Here is a 15,013-nt window from a genome sequence, read left to right as displayed (position 1 = left end):
CAAATGGCCGCATTAGTGAAGCGGCCGGGTCGATTTCCATAAACTGAACGCCCGGGGATGAGCCGGGCGTTCAGCTTTGTACCTTATTAGAGGAATCACGTCGTGAGCGCTCTGTCAAGCGCGCCCGTCGCATCCACCTGCATTCAGCCGGCCATCCTGGCGATCGCGCCGACCGCCACGACCATCGCGATGATCAGCCCGATGAACAGGATACCGGTCAGTACCAGCACCACCACGCCGACCGCGCCGAGCTGCGGACGCTGCAGGTGCGGCTGGTCGGTGAAGGCCCACTTATCCACCACGACGGTGTCGCAGATCATGTCGTGCAGGGCCTGCTTGCGCTCGGTGAAGGCGGCCATGATGTAGCCGACCAGCAAGGTCAGGCTGCTCAGGAGGGTGGCGAAATAGCGGCCGATCGAGCGCGCGCCGGAGATCCGGTCGCCATCGCTGCGCACCACTTTGATGCCCAGCGCCATCTTGCCCGGGGTCGCGCCGCCGATGGAGGCGTGGAACCAGCCGTAATAGGCAAGGCTGATGCCGAAGCCGATCAATGCGCCGAGCAGCTGGCTGAGTACGCCGGCCGTGGTCGAACCGCCGCCTGCCAGGCCTGCCGCGCCACCGATGCCCAGTCCCACGACCGCGCCGATGATCATCGAACTGGCGGTCAGGATGACGTAGTCGATCATATAGGCGGCAAACCGCTTCCAGAAGCCCGCATACAGGACCTCGGCGCCGTGTACCGGCATGGCATTGCCATAACCCACCGATGCGGCTGATGCGCCGTACGGCGACGCGCTCAGCGGGCCACTGCCGGGCAGCGGTGCGGTGCCGTTGTCGATCGCCGCGTAGTCGCCGCGCAGGTCGAAACCCGTGCTCGGCTCGGCGGCGACCGTCGCCAGGGTCTGCAGCTGCAGCTCATCGACGACCGTGCGCAGCGCGGCCCATTGCCCCATCCCTTCGCGCCACACCAGCGTATCCAGCGTGATCTGGCTGCGCTGGAACAGCTGGCGGATTTCCTGCTCGGCTACCGGACCCTGGCGTTGCTGGCCTTCGGCGTAATACCACTCACTCATCTTCATCCCCTGTGGGTCTTCCTTGGAAATCGGTCCATGCCCGCCTGCCGGCTCACTCGCGGCAGTGCACGGGCAGGTATTTATCGGCGCCGTCACTACTGCATTCCCAGCGTGACGCCTGGGGATCGTACTCCTGCCAGAGCAGGTTGCCATCGACCCCGGACTCGCCCACCGCCAACGTCGCTTCGATGCCGCAGTGATCGTTTTCGAACTGACCGAACTGCACGCTCGACAGGCCCTGCCCGGTGTAGTGGTCGTGGGCCGGGAAATCGGGGTCGGCGCTGGTCGGGCAACGGCCTTCGCGGTTGACGAACTCCGCCACCTGCACCTGCAGTGGCTGCAGCGCCGCCACCGACTGCGCCACCTTGGCGCGGATGGTGTAGTCGTTGTAGGCCGGCAGTGCGATGGCCGCCAGGATGGCGCCCACCGGCACCAGCACCAGCAGCGCCGCACCGCCGATGACCGCTGTCATCGCACAGCCGGACAACGGCTTCTTCGCAGCCTGCATCGGCAGGGCCGCGCCCGCGCCGGCGTACGGCGCGGTCGCCGGCGGCGCAGGCGGCGGAAGGCCCGGCGGTAGCGGCGGAACGGCGCCGGGGCCGACCGCAGGTACGGCGGTCAGTCCCAGTTCGCCCACCACGGTGCGCAGCGGCTGCCACGCCGGCAGGCCCTCGCGCCACACCAGCGTGTCCAGCCCGATCCGGTTGCCCCGGAACAGCTCCCCCATGTCTTCAGCCGAAACCGGGCCAACCTGGCGGCTGCCCTCGGCGTGGAACCACTCGCTCACGTGAACGCCCCCTGTATGCGCAAGGCGTGCAGTGTACGGTCAGTGAAGGGGTTCTGGCTCGTCCATGAACATCTGCGTTTCCATCCAGGCGTAGGCCGCTTCCGAGCCGGGCTGGTTGAACAGCACCATCAGCACCACCCACTTGAGGTCGTCCAGGTCGAGTTCGTCCTGGTCCAGGGCCATGGCGCGGTCCAGCACCAGCTCGCGCTGGTCGGCATCCAGGATGCCGTGCTGTTCCAGGTACAGGATGAAACCGCGGCATTCCACGTCCAGCTTGTCCAGCTCGGGACCGTGGTAGACGCGCACCGGGCCGTCGACCCGGGCCTGCGATACGGCAGGACGCTGGGCGGCCAGTGCATCCAGCCAATCGAACGCTTTTGCGGTCTCGGCCGGGCTGAAGCCGGCTTGGATCAGGCCGTTCTGGAGGGAGTCGCGGTCGCGGATGAGATCAGCGTCTTCGCTGAAATAGTGTTCAAACAGGTACAGCAGCACATCGAGAATGCTCTCTTTCATTGCCCCTCGGCCTGCGTCATCTGGACGCTGTGGAGGTTGGGAAACCAGGGTTTCGACAGTAGCGGCCGTGTTCGCACACCACGATACCCGCCAGTTCCATGGCCAGCAGCATGGAGGACAGCCGGGCGGCCGTCAATCCACAGTGCGTGATCAATGAATCCATAGGGATTGGGTCGTGGTCGAGCGCTTTCCACAAGGTCTGGTAGTCCGGGTCGGACGCCAGGTGTGCAGGAAGATGGGCTCGCCGTCCCCGTTCAGTGGGGGCCTGGAGGCGACTTTGCAAGTCAGGCAGGGCCCTGGCCAGCATGGGCGCGACCAGGGCCATCACGTCGCCCGGAGCTTCCACCAGCGCGGCGCCGTCGCGGATCAGGCGGTGGCAGCCGGCCGCCCGCGGATTACGAACCGAACCGGGCAGGGCGCAGACCTCGCGTCCGGCTTCGGCGGCCAGGCGTGCGGTGATCAGTGCACCCGAGCGGTTGGCGGCTTCGATCACCACCGTCGCTACGGTCAGGCCGGCGACCAGCCGGTTGCGCGCCGGGAAATGCGCGGGCCGGGCCGGCGTGCCCGGCGGGTACTCGCTGACGACGGCACCCCGCGTGGCGATTTCGCGCTGGAGCGCAACGTGGTGCGACGGGAACACCACGTCCGGTCCGTTGCCGATGACTGCCACGCTGATGCCGCCGACGGCCAGTGCCGCGCGGTGGGCCGCTGCATCCACGCCGGCGGCAAGTCCGCTGGTCACCGCCAGCCCTGCCGTGCAGAAGCCGGCACTGAACTCCGCTGCCAGCGCCCGCCCGGCCGGGGTCGGCGAACGGCTGCCCACCACGGCGATGGCCGGGTGCCACAGCGCAGCCGGATCACCGTCCACGAAGAGCGCCAAGGGCGGCTCCGGGATGCTGCGCAGCAGGTCCGGGAAGCGGTCGTCGGCGGACGCCAGCAGGTGGTGGTCAGCCTGCCGCAGCCAGCGCATGGCGTCGTCCAGCGCGCCGGCATCGGGTGCGGCCAAGTGGCGTTGCTGGCCGGGCGAGCAGCCTGCCTGGCGCCAGGCGACCGGTCCGGCGTCCAGCGCGGCGGCCACGCTGGGGCGAGCGCAGGCCAGCGCGCGCCGCGCCGCCAGCCCCCCGCCGGCAAGAATCAGTGTCAACAGTGCGCGGGTTTCCTCATCCATGGCCCAGCCTGCCGTGCATACGACAACGGCGCCCTAGGGCGCCGCTGCGGTCTGCTGTCGGTGGGAGACGGCCGCCGGCCGTCAGCCCCCTTATTCCGTCGCGTCGGGATGACGGGCGTTGTAGCCCACCAGTACCGGCTTGATGCCTTCCATCACCAGCGCATAGCTGACGTTGTCGAACGTGCGGAACACCATGGCATGGGCGGCATATTCATCCGGCATGGTCAGGCGGTTGTTGCCGTCGACGCGCGAATCGTCCATCTGCGACGAGTTCGGTACCTTCATCACGTGCTTGACGTGGCTGCCCTGCCGCCACAGCGAGAACACTGTACCGTTGTCCACGCCCTGCGCGCTGCCCGCCGACAAGGCGATGACATCGCGCGCGCCGCCGGAGAGCAGCATGTCCGCTACCGCCAGCACCCGGACATCCAGCCCATCGGTGCCCGGCGCCGGGACATGCGGGAAGAACTGCAGGTCGTACGGCGTGGCTTCCACCGGGACCAGGCGGTCACCGGCGCGCACCTCGCGGCCGTCGCCGGTACCCTGCAGCGCCAGCGTTGCCACCTCCACCTTGCCCGAGGGCAGGCGCGTGATGGTGCCGACGTTGACCTTGGCCAGCTCATAGCCCAGCTGCTGGTGCGGACGCTTGTTCGGGACGGTGAAGTCCTTCCACAGGTTGCCGCTGCCCGGCGTGGTGCGGCCGCTGGCGTCCAGGTCTTCGGACGGCTTGGGCAGGGCATAGCGCACGGTCGGGCGGACCACGGCGTAGCGCTGGCCCACTGCGGCGCCTTCCAGGCCGTGCACGTAGGCCAGCTGGCCGGCGGTCGCACGCAGGCGGTTGTCTTCCAGCCCCGCCACGTAAGGCAGGTGGTCGATGCGATCGACCACGCTCAGTTCTTTCAGGAAGGGCTCGACCTGGGACAGCGGAATGCCGGTGATCGGCGCTTCCTGGCGCGGTCCGGCGTCCTGGCGCGCGACGACGCGGTCCAGGTAGGCCAGGCTGAGCACATCGCCCGGATAGATCAGGTGCGGGTTCGCCACCTGGGGATTCGCCTGCCAGATTTCCGGCCAAAGCCAAGGCTTTTTCAGGAAACGCGCAGAGATGTCCCACAGCGTGTCGCCCTTCTGGACGACATAGGTGGTCGGGTGCCCGTTCATTTCAACGGCGGTAGCATAGGCGGCAACGGTCAACATCGCCGCGGCGACGACCGTGCGGATTCTTAGCAACATAGGAGTGGTCAGCCCGGTTCCCCAACAGGTTGGCGCACTATAGTCCAGAAACCGGGGCGCAGGGCAAGCGTTGGCGATAGAATTACAACGCAGGCCGGCGTTGACCGGCCCCCACCCAGACGATTACTGCCATGGCACTGCTCCCAATTCTCGAGTTTCCCGATCCGCGCCTGCGCACCAAGGCCGTGTCGGTCGACGCCGCCGAGGTCGCCACGCCGGCCTTCCAGACCCTGCTGACGGACATGTTCGAGACCATGTACGAAGCCCCCGGCATCGGCCTTGCCGCCAGCCAGGTGGACGTGCACAAGCGCTTCATGGTCATCGACGTGAGTGAAGAAAAGAACCAGCCGATGGTCTTCATCAACCCGGAGATCGTCCAGCACGACGGTGGCCAGGTGTACCAGGAAGGCTGCCTGTCGGTGCCCGGCATCTTTGCCGACGTCACCCGCGCCGACCAGATCACCGTGCGTTACCTGGACCGCCAGGGCCAGCCGCAGGAGCTGGCCACCGACGGCCTGCTGGCGGTCTGCGTGCAGCATGAAATGGACCACCTGGACGGCAAGCTGTTCATCGACTACCTGTCGCCGCTGAAGCGCGAGATGGTGCGCAAGAAGCTGGCCAAGGCGCGCAAGCACGTCGCCTGATCCTTCACCCGGCACGGCCGCTGCCGTGTCGACCGTCCGCGCCTGCGCGGACCCTGCGGCACCGGAGCGCGGTGCCGTTTTCTGACCTGCAGGTCGCTGGCCTGCGCAATGGGGTGACCATGAGGATTGTCTTTGCCGGTACGCCGGAGTTCGCGGTGTCGTCGCTGCGTGCGGCCGCGCGCCATCACGAAGTGGTGGCCGTCTACACCCAGCCGGACCGTCCGGCCGGACGCGGGCGGGGCCTGGCGCCGTCGCCGGTGAAGCTGGAAGCGGTCGCCCGTGGCATCCCGGTCTTCCAGCCGGAAAACTTCAAGGACGAGGCCGCCCGGCAGCAGCTGCAGGACCTGCAGCCGGACCTGATGGTGGTGGTGGCCTACGGCCTCATCCTGCCCCGCGCGGTGCTGGCCATCCCCACCCACGGCTGCTGGAACGTGCACGCCTCGCTGCTGCCGCGCTGGCGTGGTGCGGCGCCGATCCAGCGTGCCATCCAGGCCGGGGATGCGCAGACCGGTGTCTGCCTGATGCAGATGGAAGCCGGCCTGGATACCGGTCCGGTGCTGCTGCAGCAGGCGCTGCCGATCCTGCCGACGGACACCGGCGGACAGCTGCACGACAAGCTGGCCGAACTGGGCGCGCAGGTGCTGGCCGATGGCCTCGGCCTGCTCCGCGCCGGCCTGAAGCCGGTGGTGCAGCCGCAGCCGACCGAAGGCGTGACCTATGCGCACAAGCTGGACAAGGCAGAAGCCCGGCTGGACTGGAGCGCGGATGCCGCATCGCTGGCGCGCAGCGTGCGGGCGTTCAATCCCTGGCCGATCGCCGAAGCACAGCTGGCCGGCGAACGGGTCCGGATCCATGGCGCGGTGGCGCTGGATGACAATGGCGGGCACGCGCCGGGGACGGTGATCGCCGCCGCACGCGAGGGTATCGACATCGCCTGCGGGCAGGGCGCGCTGCGCCTGCGCGTGCTGCAGCGTGAGGGCGGCAAGGCGATCACCGCCGCCGACTACCTCAACGCGCGCCGCGACCTGCGCACGGGAGCCTGAGCCGGTGAGCAAGCAGGATGACCTCAAGATCTCCCACGCCGCGCCTGGCGCCGCCACGCGCATGCTGGCCGCGCGCGTGCTGGCCCAGGTGTTCACCCGCGGGCGTTCGCTGAAGGCCGAACTGGCCTGGGCGCTGCCCAAGCTGGCCGACACCCGCGACCGCGCGTTGCTGGAAGCGCTGTGCTTTGCGGTGCTGCGTCGGCGCAGCACTTACGACGCGGCGTTGGCCAGCTGGATGCAGAAGCCGTTGTCGGCGCGCGATGCCGACCTGCGCACGCTGCTGATGGTCGGGTTCGCGCAGCTGGACGTGCTCGAACTGCCGGCCCACGCCGCGCTGTCGGCCACGGTCGATGCCGCCCGCGCCCTGGGGCGTGAGCGCCAGGCGGGCCTGGTCAACGCGATCCTGCGCCGTGCGCAGCGCGAAGGATTCCCGGAACAGCCACCCCGCGATGCGTTCCCGGGCTGGCTGGCAGAAAGCATCGAGCGCGATTGGCCGGAACAGGCGGGGGCGATCTTCGCCGCCAGCCTGCAGCCGGCGCCATTGTGGCTGCGCGTCAACCGCCAGCAGGGTGACCGCGCAGCGTCGCTGGCCGCTTTGGAGGCCGCCGGCATCGCCGCCGAGGCCGGTCCGGTGAGCGCGGATGCGATCCGCCTGGCGTCCTCGGCGGCGGTCAACCAGCTGCCCGGCTTCAACGAGGGCGCGCTGTCGGTGCAGGACCTGTCCGCGCAGTGCGCCGCCGATGCGCTGTCGCCCCCGCGGGGAGCGCGCGTGCTCGACGCCTGCGCCGCCCCGGGTGGCAAGTCCGCGCATCTGCTGGAACGTGATCCGTCGCTGCGCCTGCTGGCGCTGGACATCGATGCGCGCCGGCTGGCGCGGGTCAAGGACACCTTTTCCCGCACCGGCGTCGGTGCCGATGCGCAGGTCAAGGCAGCCGATGCCAGTGATCCCGGTTCGTGGTGGGACGGGGTGCCGTTCGACGCGATCCTGCTTGATGCGCCGTGTTCGGCGACCGGCATCATCCGTCGCCAGCCCGACGTGATGTTCCACCGTCGCGCGGAGGACGTCGATGCGCTGGTGGGCGTGCAGGCACGGTTGCTTGAAGCCTGCTGGTCGATGCTGCGTCCGGGCGGCGTGCTGCTGTATGCCACCTGCTCGATCCTGCGTGCCGAGAACATCGACCAGGTGCAGGCCTTCCTGAAGTGGCATCCGGATGCCTCCGCCGACGCGCTGGATGTCGGATTCGGCATTGACTGCGCGGGGGCGGGACGCCAGCGCCTGCCCGGTGACGACGGCGGCGACGGTTTTTTCTATGCGCGTCTGCTAAAAAGCGCCTGATACCTTTTTTCCGATCAAGCGGTGCCCATGCTGACCACACGCGCTTCACGCGAAACCTGGCTGCTGGTCCTGATGGCCCTGCTGGTGCTGGGTGCGGGGCTCGGCCTGCGCGATCCCTGGCCCTCGGACGAGCCGCGCTTCGCGCTGGTCGCCAAGCAGATGGTGACCAGTGGCGACTGGCTGTTCCCGCACCGCGGGCTGGAGCTGTATTCGGACAAACCGCCGATGCTGATGTGGCTGCAGGCCACGCTGTACTCGATCATCGGCAACTGGCGCATCGCCTTCCTGCTGCCCTCGATGCTGGCTGCGCTGGGCACCCTGTGGTGCGTGCATGACCTCGGGCGCCGGCTGTGGACGCGGCGGGTGGGCCTGTACGCAGCCTGGCTGCTGCTGTTCGCACTGCATTTCACGTTCCAGTCGAAGAAGGCGCAGATCGATCCGCTGATCGTGTTCTTCATCACCCTGGCCAACTATGGCTTGATCCGGCACCTGCTGCTGGGGCCGGCGTGGGGCTGGTGGTGGTTTGGCTGGTTCGCCGCCGGGCTGGGGGTGATCACCAAGGGCGTGGGCGTGGTCGCGCTGCTGATGATCATCCCGGCCGCGCTGGCGTCGGTATGGGGCTGGCGCGGGGTGGGGCTGAGTGTCCGCCACTGGCGGTTCTGGGTAGCGCCGCTGCTGTTCCTGCTGGCGATCGCGCTGTGGCTGGTGCCGATGGTGGTCGTCGCCCTGTCCACGGGGTCGGTCGAGTACCGCGCCTACATGGACGACATCCTGTTCCGCCAGACCGCTGGCCGCTATGCGCAGTCCTGGGACCACCACCAGCCGTGGTGGTACTTCCTCGGGACCATGCCGTCGATGTGGATTCCGGCGTTCCTGGCCGTTCCCTGGGCGATCCCGGCGTGGTGGCGGCGGCTGCGCCGGCGGGATCCGCGCTACCTGGTCCTGCTGGGCTGGTGGGCGCTGATCGTGCTGTTCTTCTCCATCCCCGACGGCAAGCGCGACGTCTACATCCTGCCTTCGCTGCCGATGTTCTGCCTGGCGCTGGCGCCCCTGCTGCCCGGACTGCTGCGCAAGCGCGCGTTCCAGTGGCTGCTGGCGGCCTTCACTGCAGGGCTGGCGCTGTTCACGCTTGGCGCGGGCGGCGCCCTGCTGACCGGCCAGGGAGGCCTGGAAGCGAGGTTGATGGGCTCGCGCGGCATCGACCAGGCCGCCATCGCCTCGCTGGCCTGGGCCGCCGTGGCGATGGGCTGCTGGGGCCTGGCAAGCCTGCTGGCCTTTGGGCATCGCCGCGCACATCTGGGCGTGGTGTCCACGCTGACCGTGATCTGGTTGCTGTACAGCCTGGTCGGGTATCCGCTGTTGAACAGTGCCAGCTCGGCCAGTGGACTGATGCACGCCGTTGGCCAGCGCATCGGGCCCGACGCCGAACTCGGGCTGGTCGCGTGGAAAGAGCAGAACCTGCTGATGGCCGATCGACCGGCGGCCACCTTCGGCTTCCAGAAGGGCTGGGATGCGCAGCTTCGCGATGGCGTTGACTGGCAGGCGCAGGCGCCGGCCACGCGCTGGCTGCTGGTGCAGCAGGATGCCCTGTTGCCCTGCGTGGACCGCAGCCGCGCCGAGTTGGCCGGAATCTCCAACCGCCGTCGTTGGTGGCTGGTGCCGGCCGCCGCTGTCCACGGTGCCTGCTCGCTGCCTGCCGATGCGCTCGAGCGCGAGCGTGCGCTGCAGGCGCGGCAGTTCGAAGAATGAGCGGCGCGCGGCCAGCGGCATGCTGCGTTCCAGCGGACAGCGCGGGTTCGGTATCGGCTGCCCAGAATCCTGCCTGTTGCCGACCTGACCTGACGATGATCCCGTGAGTCTGCCTGCTTACCGCTACACCCGTGACCTGGGCCGATTCGAGCCACCGCAGGGCGCGCGCACGCGCATCGCCCGCGGCATGGGCCAGCTGGGGCTGCTGCTGATGCCGGCGCTGGTGGTCTCCACGCCGGTCAACCTGCTGCCGTTCGGGCTGCTGTTGCTGGCCAGTACCGTGCTGGTGCCCGGGCTGCTGTGGGATGCCCGCCGCGACGCCGGGCCGACGGTCAAGGTGCTGGCGCTGCTGATGCTGGCGGTCCTCGTGGGCGGGGTGGTGTCGATGCTGCTGTTCGAACATGGCTTCCGCGACGTGGACAACCGCTCGCGGTTCTTCGTCATGCCGTGGATCGCGCTGTGGGTGTGTGCGCTCGACCTTCGGCTGCGCTGGCTGTGGCGTGGCGCCCTGGTGGGACTGGTGCTGGTCTTCGTGCTGTCGTTGCGGCAGGTGCTGGGAGGGGCGCCGCGTGCGGAGCTGTTCACCAATGCCATCGTGCTGGCGGACATCGTGGTGATGCTGCTGGTGCTCGCATTGTTCTGCCGGCCCCACGGTGTACGCGGTTGGGCCTGGGGCCTGCCGGCGCTGGCCCTGGGGTGCGCGGCGCTGGTGCTGACCGGCAGCCGCGGTGCGTTGCTGGCGCTGCTGGCGGTATTCCTGGTGATGGCGCTGAGCCTGCGCTGGCGCACCTTGCGCCTGCGGCTGCTGATCCTGGCGGCGATGCTGGGCGTGGCCGGCGTGGCGCTTGTCGCCGTGCCGGAGCTGCGCCAGCAGGTGCGGCTGACCGAGCTGCACAACGACGTGCGGCGGCTCGAGCACGGCGATACCGATTCGTCGGCAGGTGCGCGCGTGGAGCGCCTCCAGGTTGCCTGGGACACCTTCGTCGACCATCCGTTGACCGGCGTGGGCGTGGGCCATTTCGACACCGCCATGCAGCGCTTGCCGGAGTGCCGCGACAACCCGATGGAACCGCGTTGCCACCTCGGCCATGCGCACAACGACCTCGCCGAATGGGGCGCCACCCAGGGCGCGCCGGGCGCCCTGCTGCTGCTGGCCGTGTACGGCGTGCCGCTGTGGCTGTTCCTGTGGCTGCACCGCCGCAGTGGCCGTTCCACCTTCCGCGGGCCGGCGGCCGCCGGGGTGATGATCGTGGTCAGCTACATCCTGTGCGGGCTGACCCAGTCGATGTTCGCCCACCAGATCACCGCCAGCTTCTACGCTTCCATCGTCGGCGCGCTGGCCGGGCTGTCGCGGCTGGAAGCCCTGCGCCACCAGCATCGGCTGTGCAGCGCTGCCGCGCCCGGCGCGGCCTGAGCGGGGTTACTTTCCGCCGACCGGCTGCCCGTTCTGCAGCAGCCACAGCATGATCGTCTTCTGCCGCACGTAGTTGGCACTGACGAAGGATTCGATCAGCCCCGGCCAACCATCCAGCATGCCACCGCGCAGCACGTAACCACGGAAAAACCGCCATGCCGGGGCCAGCACCAGCTTGGCCAGGGTGGCCCTGCGGCCACGGGCGAACTCGTGTTCGGCCATCATCCGCGCGTACTTCTGCTTCTTGTCCAGCAGTTGCATGAAGTTGCGGAACGGATGGTGCAGCAGGTCGCCTGCCAGCAGGCCCGCCGGTCCGTCCAGGGATACCGCTTCGTGGATTTCGCGGTCGCCGCGCCAGCCGCCACGACGGCGGTCGAACAGCCGCAGTACGCGGTCCGGGTAGGCGGTGCCGTGCTTGAGGAAGCGTCCGTAGTACTCCGAGCAGCGCGCGAAGCGATAGCCGGCGACGCTGTCAAAGCCGGCCGCGCGCGCCGCTTCGATGCTGTGGCGCAGCGGTGCGGACACGCGCTCGTCGGCGTCCAGGCACAGCACCCAGTCATGCGCGGCCTGCTGCACGCAGAAGTCCTTCTGGCTGCGGAAGCCATCGAAGCGGCGCTGCAGCACGCGGGCGCCGGCGGCACGGGCGACTTCCACGGTGGCGTCGGTGGAAAAAGAATCCACCACCACGATGTCATCGCAGAAGGACAGCGAGGCCAGGCAGTCGGCCAGTCGGTCGGCCTCGTTGAAGGTGATGATGCAGGCCGACAAGGGCGCGCGCGGTTCGGGTCGGGTAGAGGTCATGCAACCGGGCCTTGGGCGTGTTCGTCGCAGAGCCTAGCAGCGACACCGCCGATTGGCGATGCGATACTAGCCGCCGGCCATCGAAGAGGAGCAGACCGACGTGCCACGCCACTACCTGTTGTACGGATCGGAACGTTACGCGCTGGCCATCCTGCGGCCCGTGCAGGCGGCGATCCGGGCGCGCGGCGACGAGACGGCCTGGTTCTTCGACGGCCCCGGGGCGGAAGACCTCGCCGCGGATGAAACCCTGTTGACGGTGGAACAGGTGCGCGCCTGGGACCCCTATGCGGTGATCACCTCGTCCAATGCGGTGCCGCACTTCTTTCCCGGCGTGAAGGTGGAAACCTTCCATGGCTTCGATGCGGGCAAGCCGCGGCACATCTACGTGCGCGGTTTCTTCGATCTGTACTGCACCACCGGCCCGCGTGACACGGCCGCGTTCTCGGCGTTGGCCGAGGCGCAGGGCCATTTCGCGGTGGTGGAGACCGGATTCCCGAAGATCGACCCGTTCATGAGCCAGCTGCCGGCACAGCCCGAACCCGTGCGTGAACCGCCGGTGGTGCTGTACCACTCGACGTTCTCACCGTCCTGGAGCGCGGCCGGCGTGTTGCATGACGAGATCGCGCGGCTGTCGCGCACCGGCGAGTGGCGCTGGATCGTCACCTTCCATCCGAAGATGGATCCGGAGATCGTGGCGCGCTACCGCGCGCTGGAAAACGAGTACCTGCGGTTTGCAGACAACGACAACATCCTGGAGCTGTTCCCGCAGGTCGACCTGATGTGTTCGGACACGTCTTCGGCGTTGAACGAGTTCCTGCTGACCTACAAGCCGGTGGTCACCTTCAAGAACCGCCGCCCCGGCCCGCAGCTCATCGACATCGATGACCCGGCCGAATTCGAAGGCGCGATCCGGCGTGCACTCGCCCGGCCGCCGGCGCTGATGGCGGCCATCCGCGAGTTCGCCGATACGCTGCATCCTTACCGCGACGGGCGTTCCAGCGAGCGGATCCTGCAGGCGATCGATGACTTCGTCGCCAAAGGTGGGCGCAACCGCAAGCCCAAGCCGCTGAACTTCTGGCGCAAGATCAAGCTGCGCCGGCGCATCGGCTACTGGGGTCCGGCGCGCACCCGCTGACCCCGCGTGCGGCGCTGGATCACCAGCGCAGCTTGCGCCGGGCGAGCGCCGCACCGAGTGTTTCCAGCACCTCCGCGGCCTGCGCCTGCGGCAAATAGCGCAGGCACAGTGCGACATCGCCGCGTGCACCGGCGGTATCCAGCCAGACGCTGCTGGTGCCCAGCAGACGGTCCAGCGGCGAGCGTGAAAGGCGCAGCGCCTGCAGCTTGTCCAGTTCCGCCCAGCGCCACCAGCGGCGCCACCAGCCACCCCGCAGTGCCACATGCTGGCCGTCCAGGTGCCAGCCGATGCGCGCCATCTGCAGGCGTGCCGTCCACAGCGCCACCGGTACCCAGGCCAGCACCAGCAGGCCCAGGTAGCCCCAGCGCCAGGTCAATCCTGCGGCCAGCACCGGGGTCAGCCACAGGCTGGTAAGGCACAGGCGCCAGCTTCCGCGCAGCGGCACCGGCTGCCACTGCGCAGGCGGCCACTGCACCTGTGGCAGCAGGTGGCGCACCAGTGCATCGCAGGCCTGTGGGGTGGCCAGTGGAGCCAGCTCGCGCAGTCCGCGCTGCTGGTTGTCTTCAGTGCCCTGGCTGGCGGCACTGTCGATGCGCAGCTGGCGCCGGCCGGCCCACCGCTGCAGCAGCGTTTCACTGAGCGTCCAGGCCTGGATGCGGCGCAGTGCCACGCTGCTGCGGACCTTGCTCAGCAACCCGCTGCTGACGGTCAGCCGCCGCTGCTGTTCGCTCAGTTCGAAGCCGTAATAGCGCAACAGGGCCAGCAGCACCGACAGCGCGCGCAGGGCCAGCCAGCCGACGATCAGCAGGGCGGCTGCCAGCAGCAGCAGGCCGCCGATCCCGGGCTGCAGCCCGCTGGCGTAGCCGAAGGCCTGGCGACCTCCCTGCTCGACGAACGCATCCATGCTGCGCCGGGGCACCACCTGCACCAACGCCGCCAGCGCCGCGGCCACCATCACCCAGCCGCGGTTGGACAGCAGGCCCAGTTTCACTACTTCGCGGGTGGTCATGCGCAGCAGGAGGTGGCGCTCTTCGGTCTCCGGCAGCGGCGGCGGCGCGCCGTCGTCGGTGCGGGCAGCGTCCACCTGCGGCGGCGCCGGACCGCGGTGGCGTACGCGTTGCTCCAGCGCCAACGCCTCATCCAGCCGCAGCACGCGCATCTCGGCTTCAGGGCGGTTGCCACCGGCCGATTCCAGCCGCAGTTCGGCCACCCCGAACAGCCGGTGCAGCAGGTTCTGGTGCACCACCACGTTGTGGATGCGCGCGAACGGGATCTCTCGCCGGTTGCGGGAAAACACGCCGCTGCGGATGCTGATGCCGTCCTCGCCGATCCGGTAACGGTAGCTCAGGTACTGCAGCACCGAAGCCAGCACCAGCACCACGATGACGATCAGCGGGCCCAGCTGGGCCCATAGCGGGTCGCGGTCGCCGCGCTGGCCGAACACCAGCAGCGCGACCAGCGGCAGCAGGTACTGGCGCAGCTGCAGGATCAGCACGAACAGCCACGACCACGGATGCAGCCGGCGCTCGTGGTCGGCGGTCGGCAAGGGCGGAGGCGCGGTGCTCACAGGGCGTCGGCGTCCTGGTCCAGCTGGCGCGCCAGCGTGTCGCGCAGGTGCTCGGCATCGGCCTCGTCCAGGCCGTCCAGCACCACCGCACTGAAGCGGCTGCCGGCGGTGTGGACCACCAGCGTGGCCAGCCGCACGCGGCGCTGCAAGGGGCCGCGACGGACGTCCAGATGCTGCACGCGCGAGGTCGGCACGCGGGTATCGCGCTGCCACCACAGGTCCCGGCGCAGGCCCAGCCCGGTGCCATCCAGCCGCCACCATGTGCGGCGCATCCGCCGCCAGCCGATCCGTGCGCCCAGCAGCGCCCCGGCCAGCAGCCAAGCGACGGCCGCTGCGATACCGCCCGGCAGGTCCAGCAGCCACCAGGCCGCGGCGGCGGGCAGGCCGGGGAATACCGCGCCGGCCGGCAGTCCGCCGAGTGCGGCCAGGCGTGCCGCGCGCAGCGGCAGCAGCTGCCAGCCGTCGGGCATGTCAGTGGAGGTTGAAGGTGAGGTCACGCAGGCTCCGGGTGCAGGCATTGGCGACAACGTTAGCAGGGCCGGGCCTGCGCCAT

General features: G+C 69.1%; 14 protein-coding genes. 6 read left to right on the top strand and 8 right to left on the bottom strand.

Translation table 11 applies throughout. The features are described 5' to 3' along the window. Window positions 1–143: 143 nt before the first annotated feature. The 5 genes from ABE522_RS00985 to ABE522_RS00965 form a co-directional block, all read right to left on the bottom strand. Complete coding sequence (locus ABE522_RS00985) at window positions 144–1,073, bottom strand: RDD family protein (protein ID WP_346589943.1); 930 nt, start codon at window positions 1,071–1,073, stop codon at window positions 144–146. Window positions 1,074–1,125: 52 nt separating this feature from the next. Beyond that, on the bottom strand, window positions 1,126–1,860 hold the full coding sequence (locus ABE522_RS00980; RefSeq protein WP_346589941.1) for a pilin: 735 nt from the start codon (window positions 1,858–1,860) through the stop codon (window positions 1,126–1,128). A gap of 39 nt (window positions 1,861–1,899) precedes the next feature. Further along, entirely contained in the window at window positions 1,900–2,373 is a 474-nt protein-coding gene (locus ABE522_RS00975; protein WP_346589940.1) for a DUF494 family protein, read from the bottom strand. A 16-nt stretch (window positions 2,374–2,389) separates the two neighbouring features. Further along, window positions 2,390–3,541 carry a DNA-processing protein DprA gene (gene dprA / locus ABE522_RS00970; RefSeq protein WP_346589938.1) on the bottom strand — a complete coding sequence of 384 codons (1,152 nt, stop codon included), beginning with the start codon at window positions 3,539–3,541 and terminating at the stop codon, window positions 2,390–2,392. A gap of 90 nt (window positions 3,542–3,631) precedes the next feature. Further along, window positions 3,632–4,771, bottom strand: a complete 1,140-nt coding sequence (locus ABE522_RS00965) for a LysM peptidoglycan-binding domain-containing protein (RefSeq protein WP_346589937.1) — start codon at window positions 4,769–4,771, stop codon at window positions 3,632–3,634. Between the two features lie 131 nt (window positions 4,772–4,902). On the opposite strand from ABE522_RS00965, the gene def reads away from it, so the two are divergent. The 5 genes from def to ABE522_RS00940 all read left to right on the top strand — a co-directional run bounded on the left by def (window position 4,903) and on the right by ABE522_RS00940 (window position 10,957). After that, complete coding sequence (def, locus tag ABE522_RS00960; RefSeq protein ID WP_346589936.1) at window positions 4,903–5,415, top strand: peptide deformylase; 513 nt, start codon at window positions 4,903–4,905, stop codon at window positions 5,413–5,415. A gap of 119 nt (window positions 5,416–5,534) precedes the next feature. Further along, a complete protein-coding gene (gene fmt, locus ABE522_RS00955) occupies window positions 5,535–6,458 on the top strand; it encodes a methionyl-tRNA formyltransferase (RefSeq protein ID WP_346589935.1) in 924 nt (307 codons plus the stop codon). 4 nt (window positions 6,459–6,462) lie between these two features. Further along, window positions 6,463–7,794: a 16S rRNA (cytosine(967)-C(5))-methyltransferase RsmB gene (rsmB, locus tag ABE522_RS00950; protein WP_346589933.1), complete on the top strand. Its 1,332-nt coding sequence runs from the start codon at window positions 6,463–6,465 to the stop codon at window positions 7,792–7,794. A 27-nt stretch (window positions 7,795–7,821) separates the two neighbouring features. Further along, window positions 7,822–9,543: a glycosyltransferase family 39 protein gene (locus ABE522_RS00945; RefSeq protein WP_346589932.1), complete on the top strand. Its 1,722-nt coding sequence runs from the start codon at window positions 7,822–7,824 to the stop codon at window positions 9,541–9,543. A 187-nt stretch (window positions 9,544–9,730) separates the two neighbouring features. Next, complete coding sequence (locus ABE522_RS00940) at window positions 9,731–10,957, top strand: O-antigen ligase family protein (RefSeq protein ID WP_406846282.1); 1,227 nt, start codon at window positions 9,731–9,733, stop codon at window positions 10,955–10,957. Window positions 10,958–10,963: 6 nt separating this feature from the next. Here ABE522_RS00940 and ABE522_RS00935 read toward each other — a convergent pair whose 3' ends face one another. Continuing rightward, a complete protein-coding gene (locus tag ABE522_RS00935) occupies window positions 10,964–11,758 on the bottom strand; it encodes a glycosyltransferase family 2 protein (RefSeq protein ID WP_346589928.1) in 795 nt (264 codons plus the stop codon). Between the two features lie 100 nt (window positions 11,759–11,858). Here ABE522_RS00935 and ABE522_RS00930 point away from each other — a divergent pair, with 100 nt between their 5' ends. Next, a complete protein-coding gene (locus ABE522_RS00930; protein WP_346589927.1) occupies window positions 11,859–12,893 on the top strand; it encodes a CDP-glycerol glycerophosphotransferase family protein in 1,035 nt (344 codons plus the stop codon). 19 nt (window positions 12,894–12,912) lie between these two features. On the opposite strand, the gene ABE522_RS00925 is transcribed toward ABE522_RS00930, so the two are convergent. After that, on the bottom strand, window positions 12,913–14,460 hold the full coding sequence (locus tag ABE522_RS00925; RefSeq protein WP_346589926.1) for a PH domain-containing protein: 1,548 nt from the start codon (window positions 14,458–14,460) through the stop codon (window positions 12,913–12,915). Then, entirely contained in the window at window positions 14,457–14,978 is a 522-nt protein-coding gene (locus ABE522_RS00920; RefSeq protein WP_406846276.1) for a PH domain-containing protein, read from the bottom strand. Before ABE522_RS00920 ends, ABE522_RS00925 begins: the two co-directional genes overlap by 4 nt. Window positions 14,979–15,013: the final 35 nt, after the last annotated feature.

It is taken from the genome of Stenotrophomonas lacuserhaii, from assembly GCF_039674585.1.
Taxonomy (GTDB): domain Bacteria; phylum Pseudomonadota; class Gammaproteobacteria; order Xanthomonadales; family Xanthomonadaceae; genus Stenotrophomonas; species Stenotrophomonas pennii_A.
The sequence above is the reverse complement of the archived record's forward strand: the minus strand, read 5'-3'. Positions and strand labels throughout refer to the sequence as shown.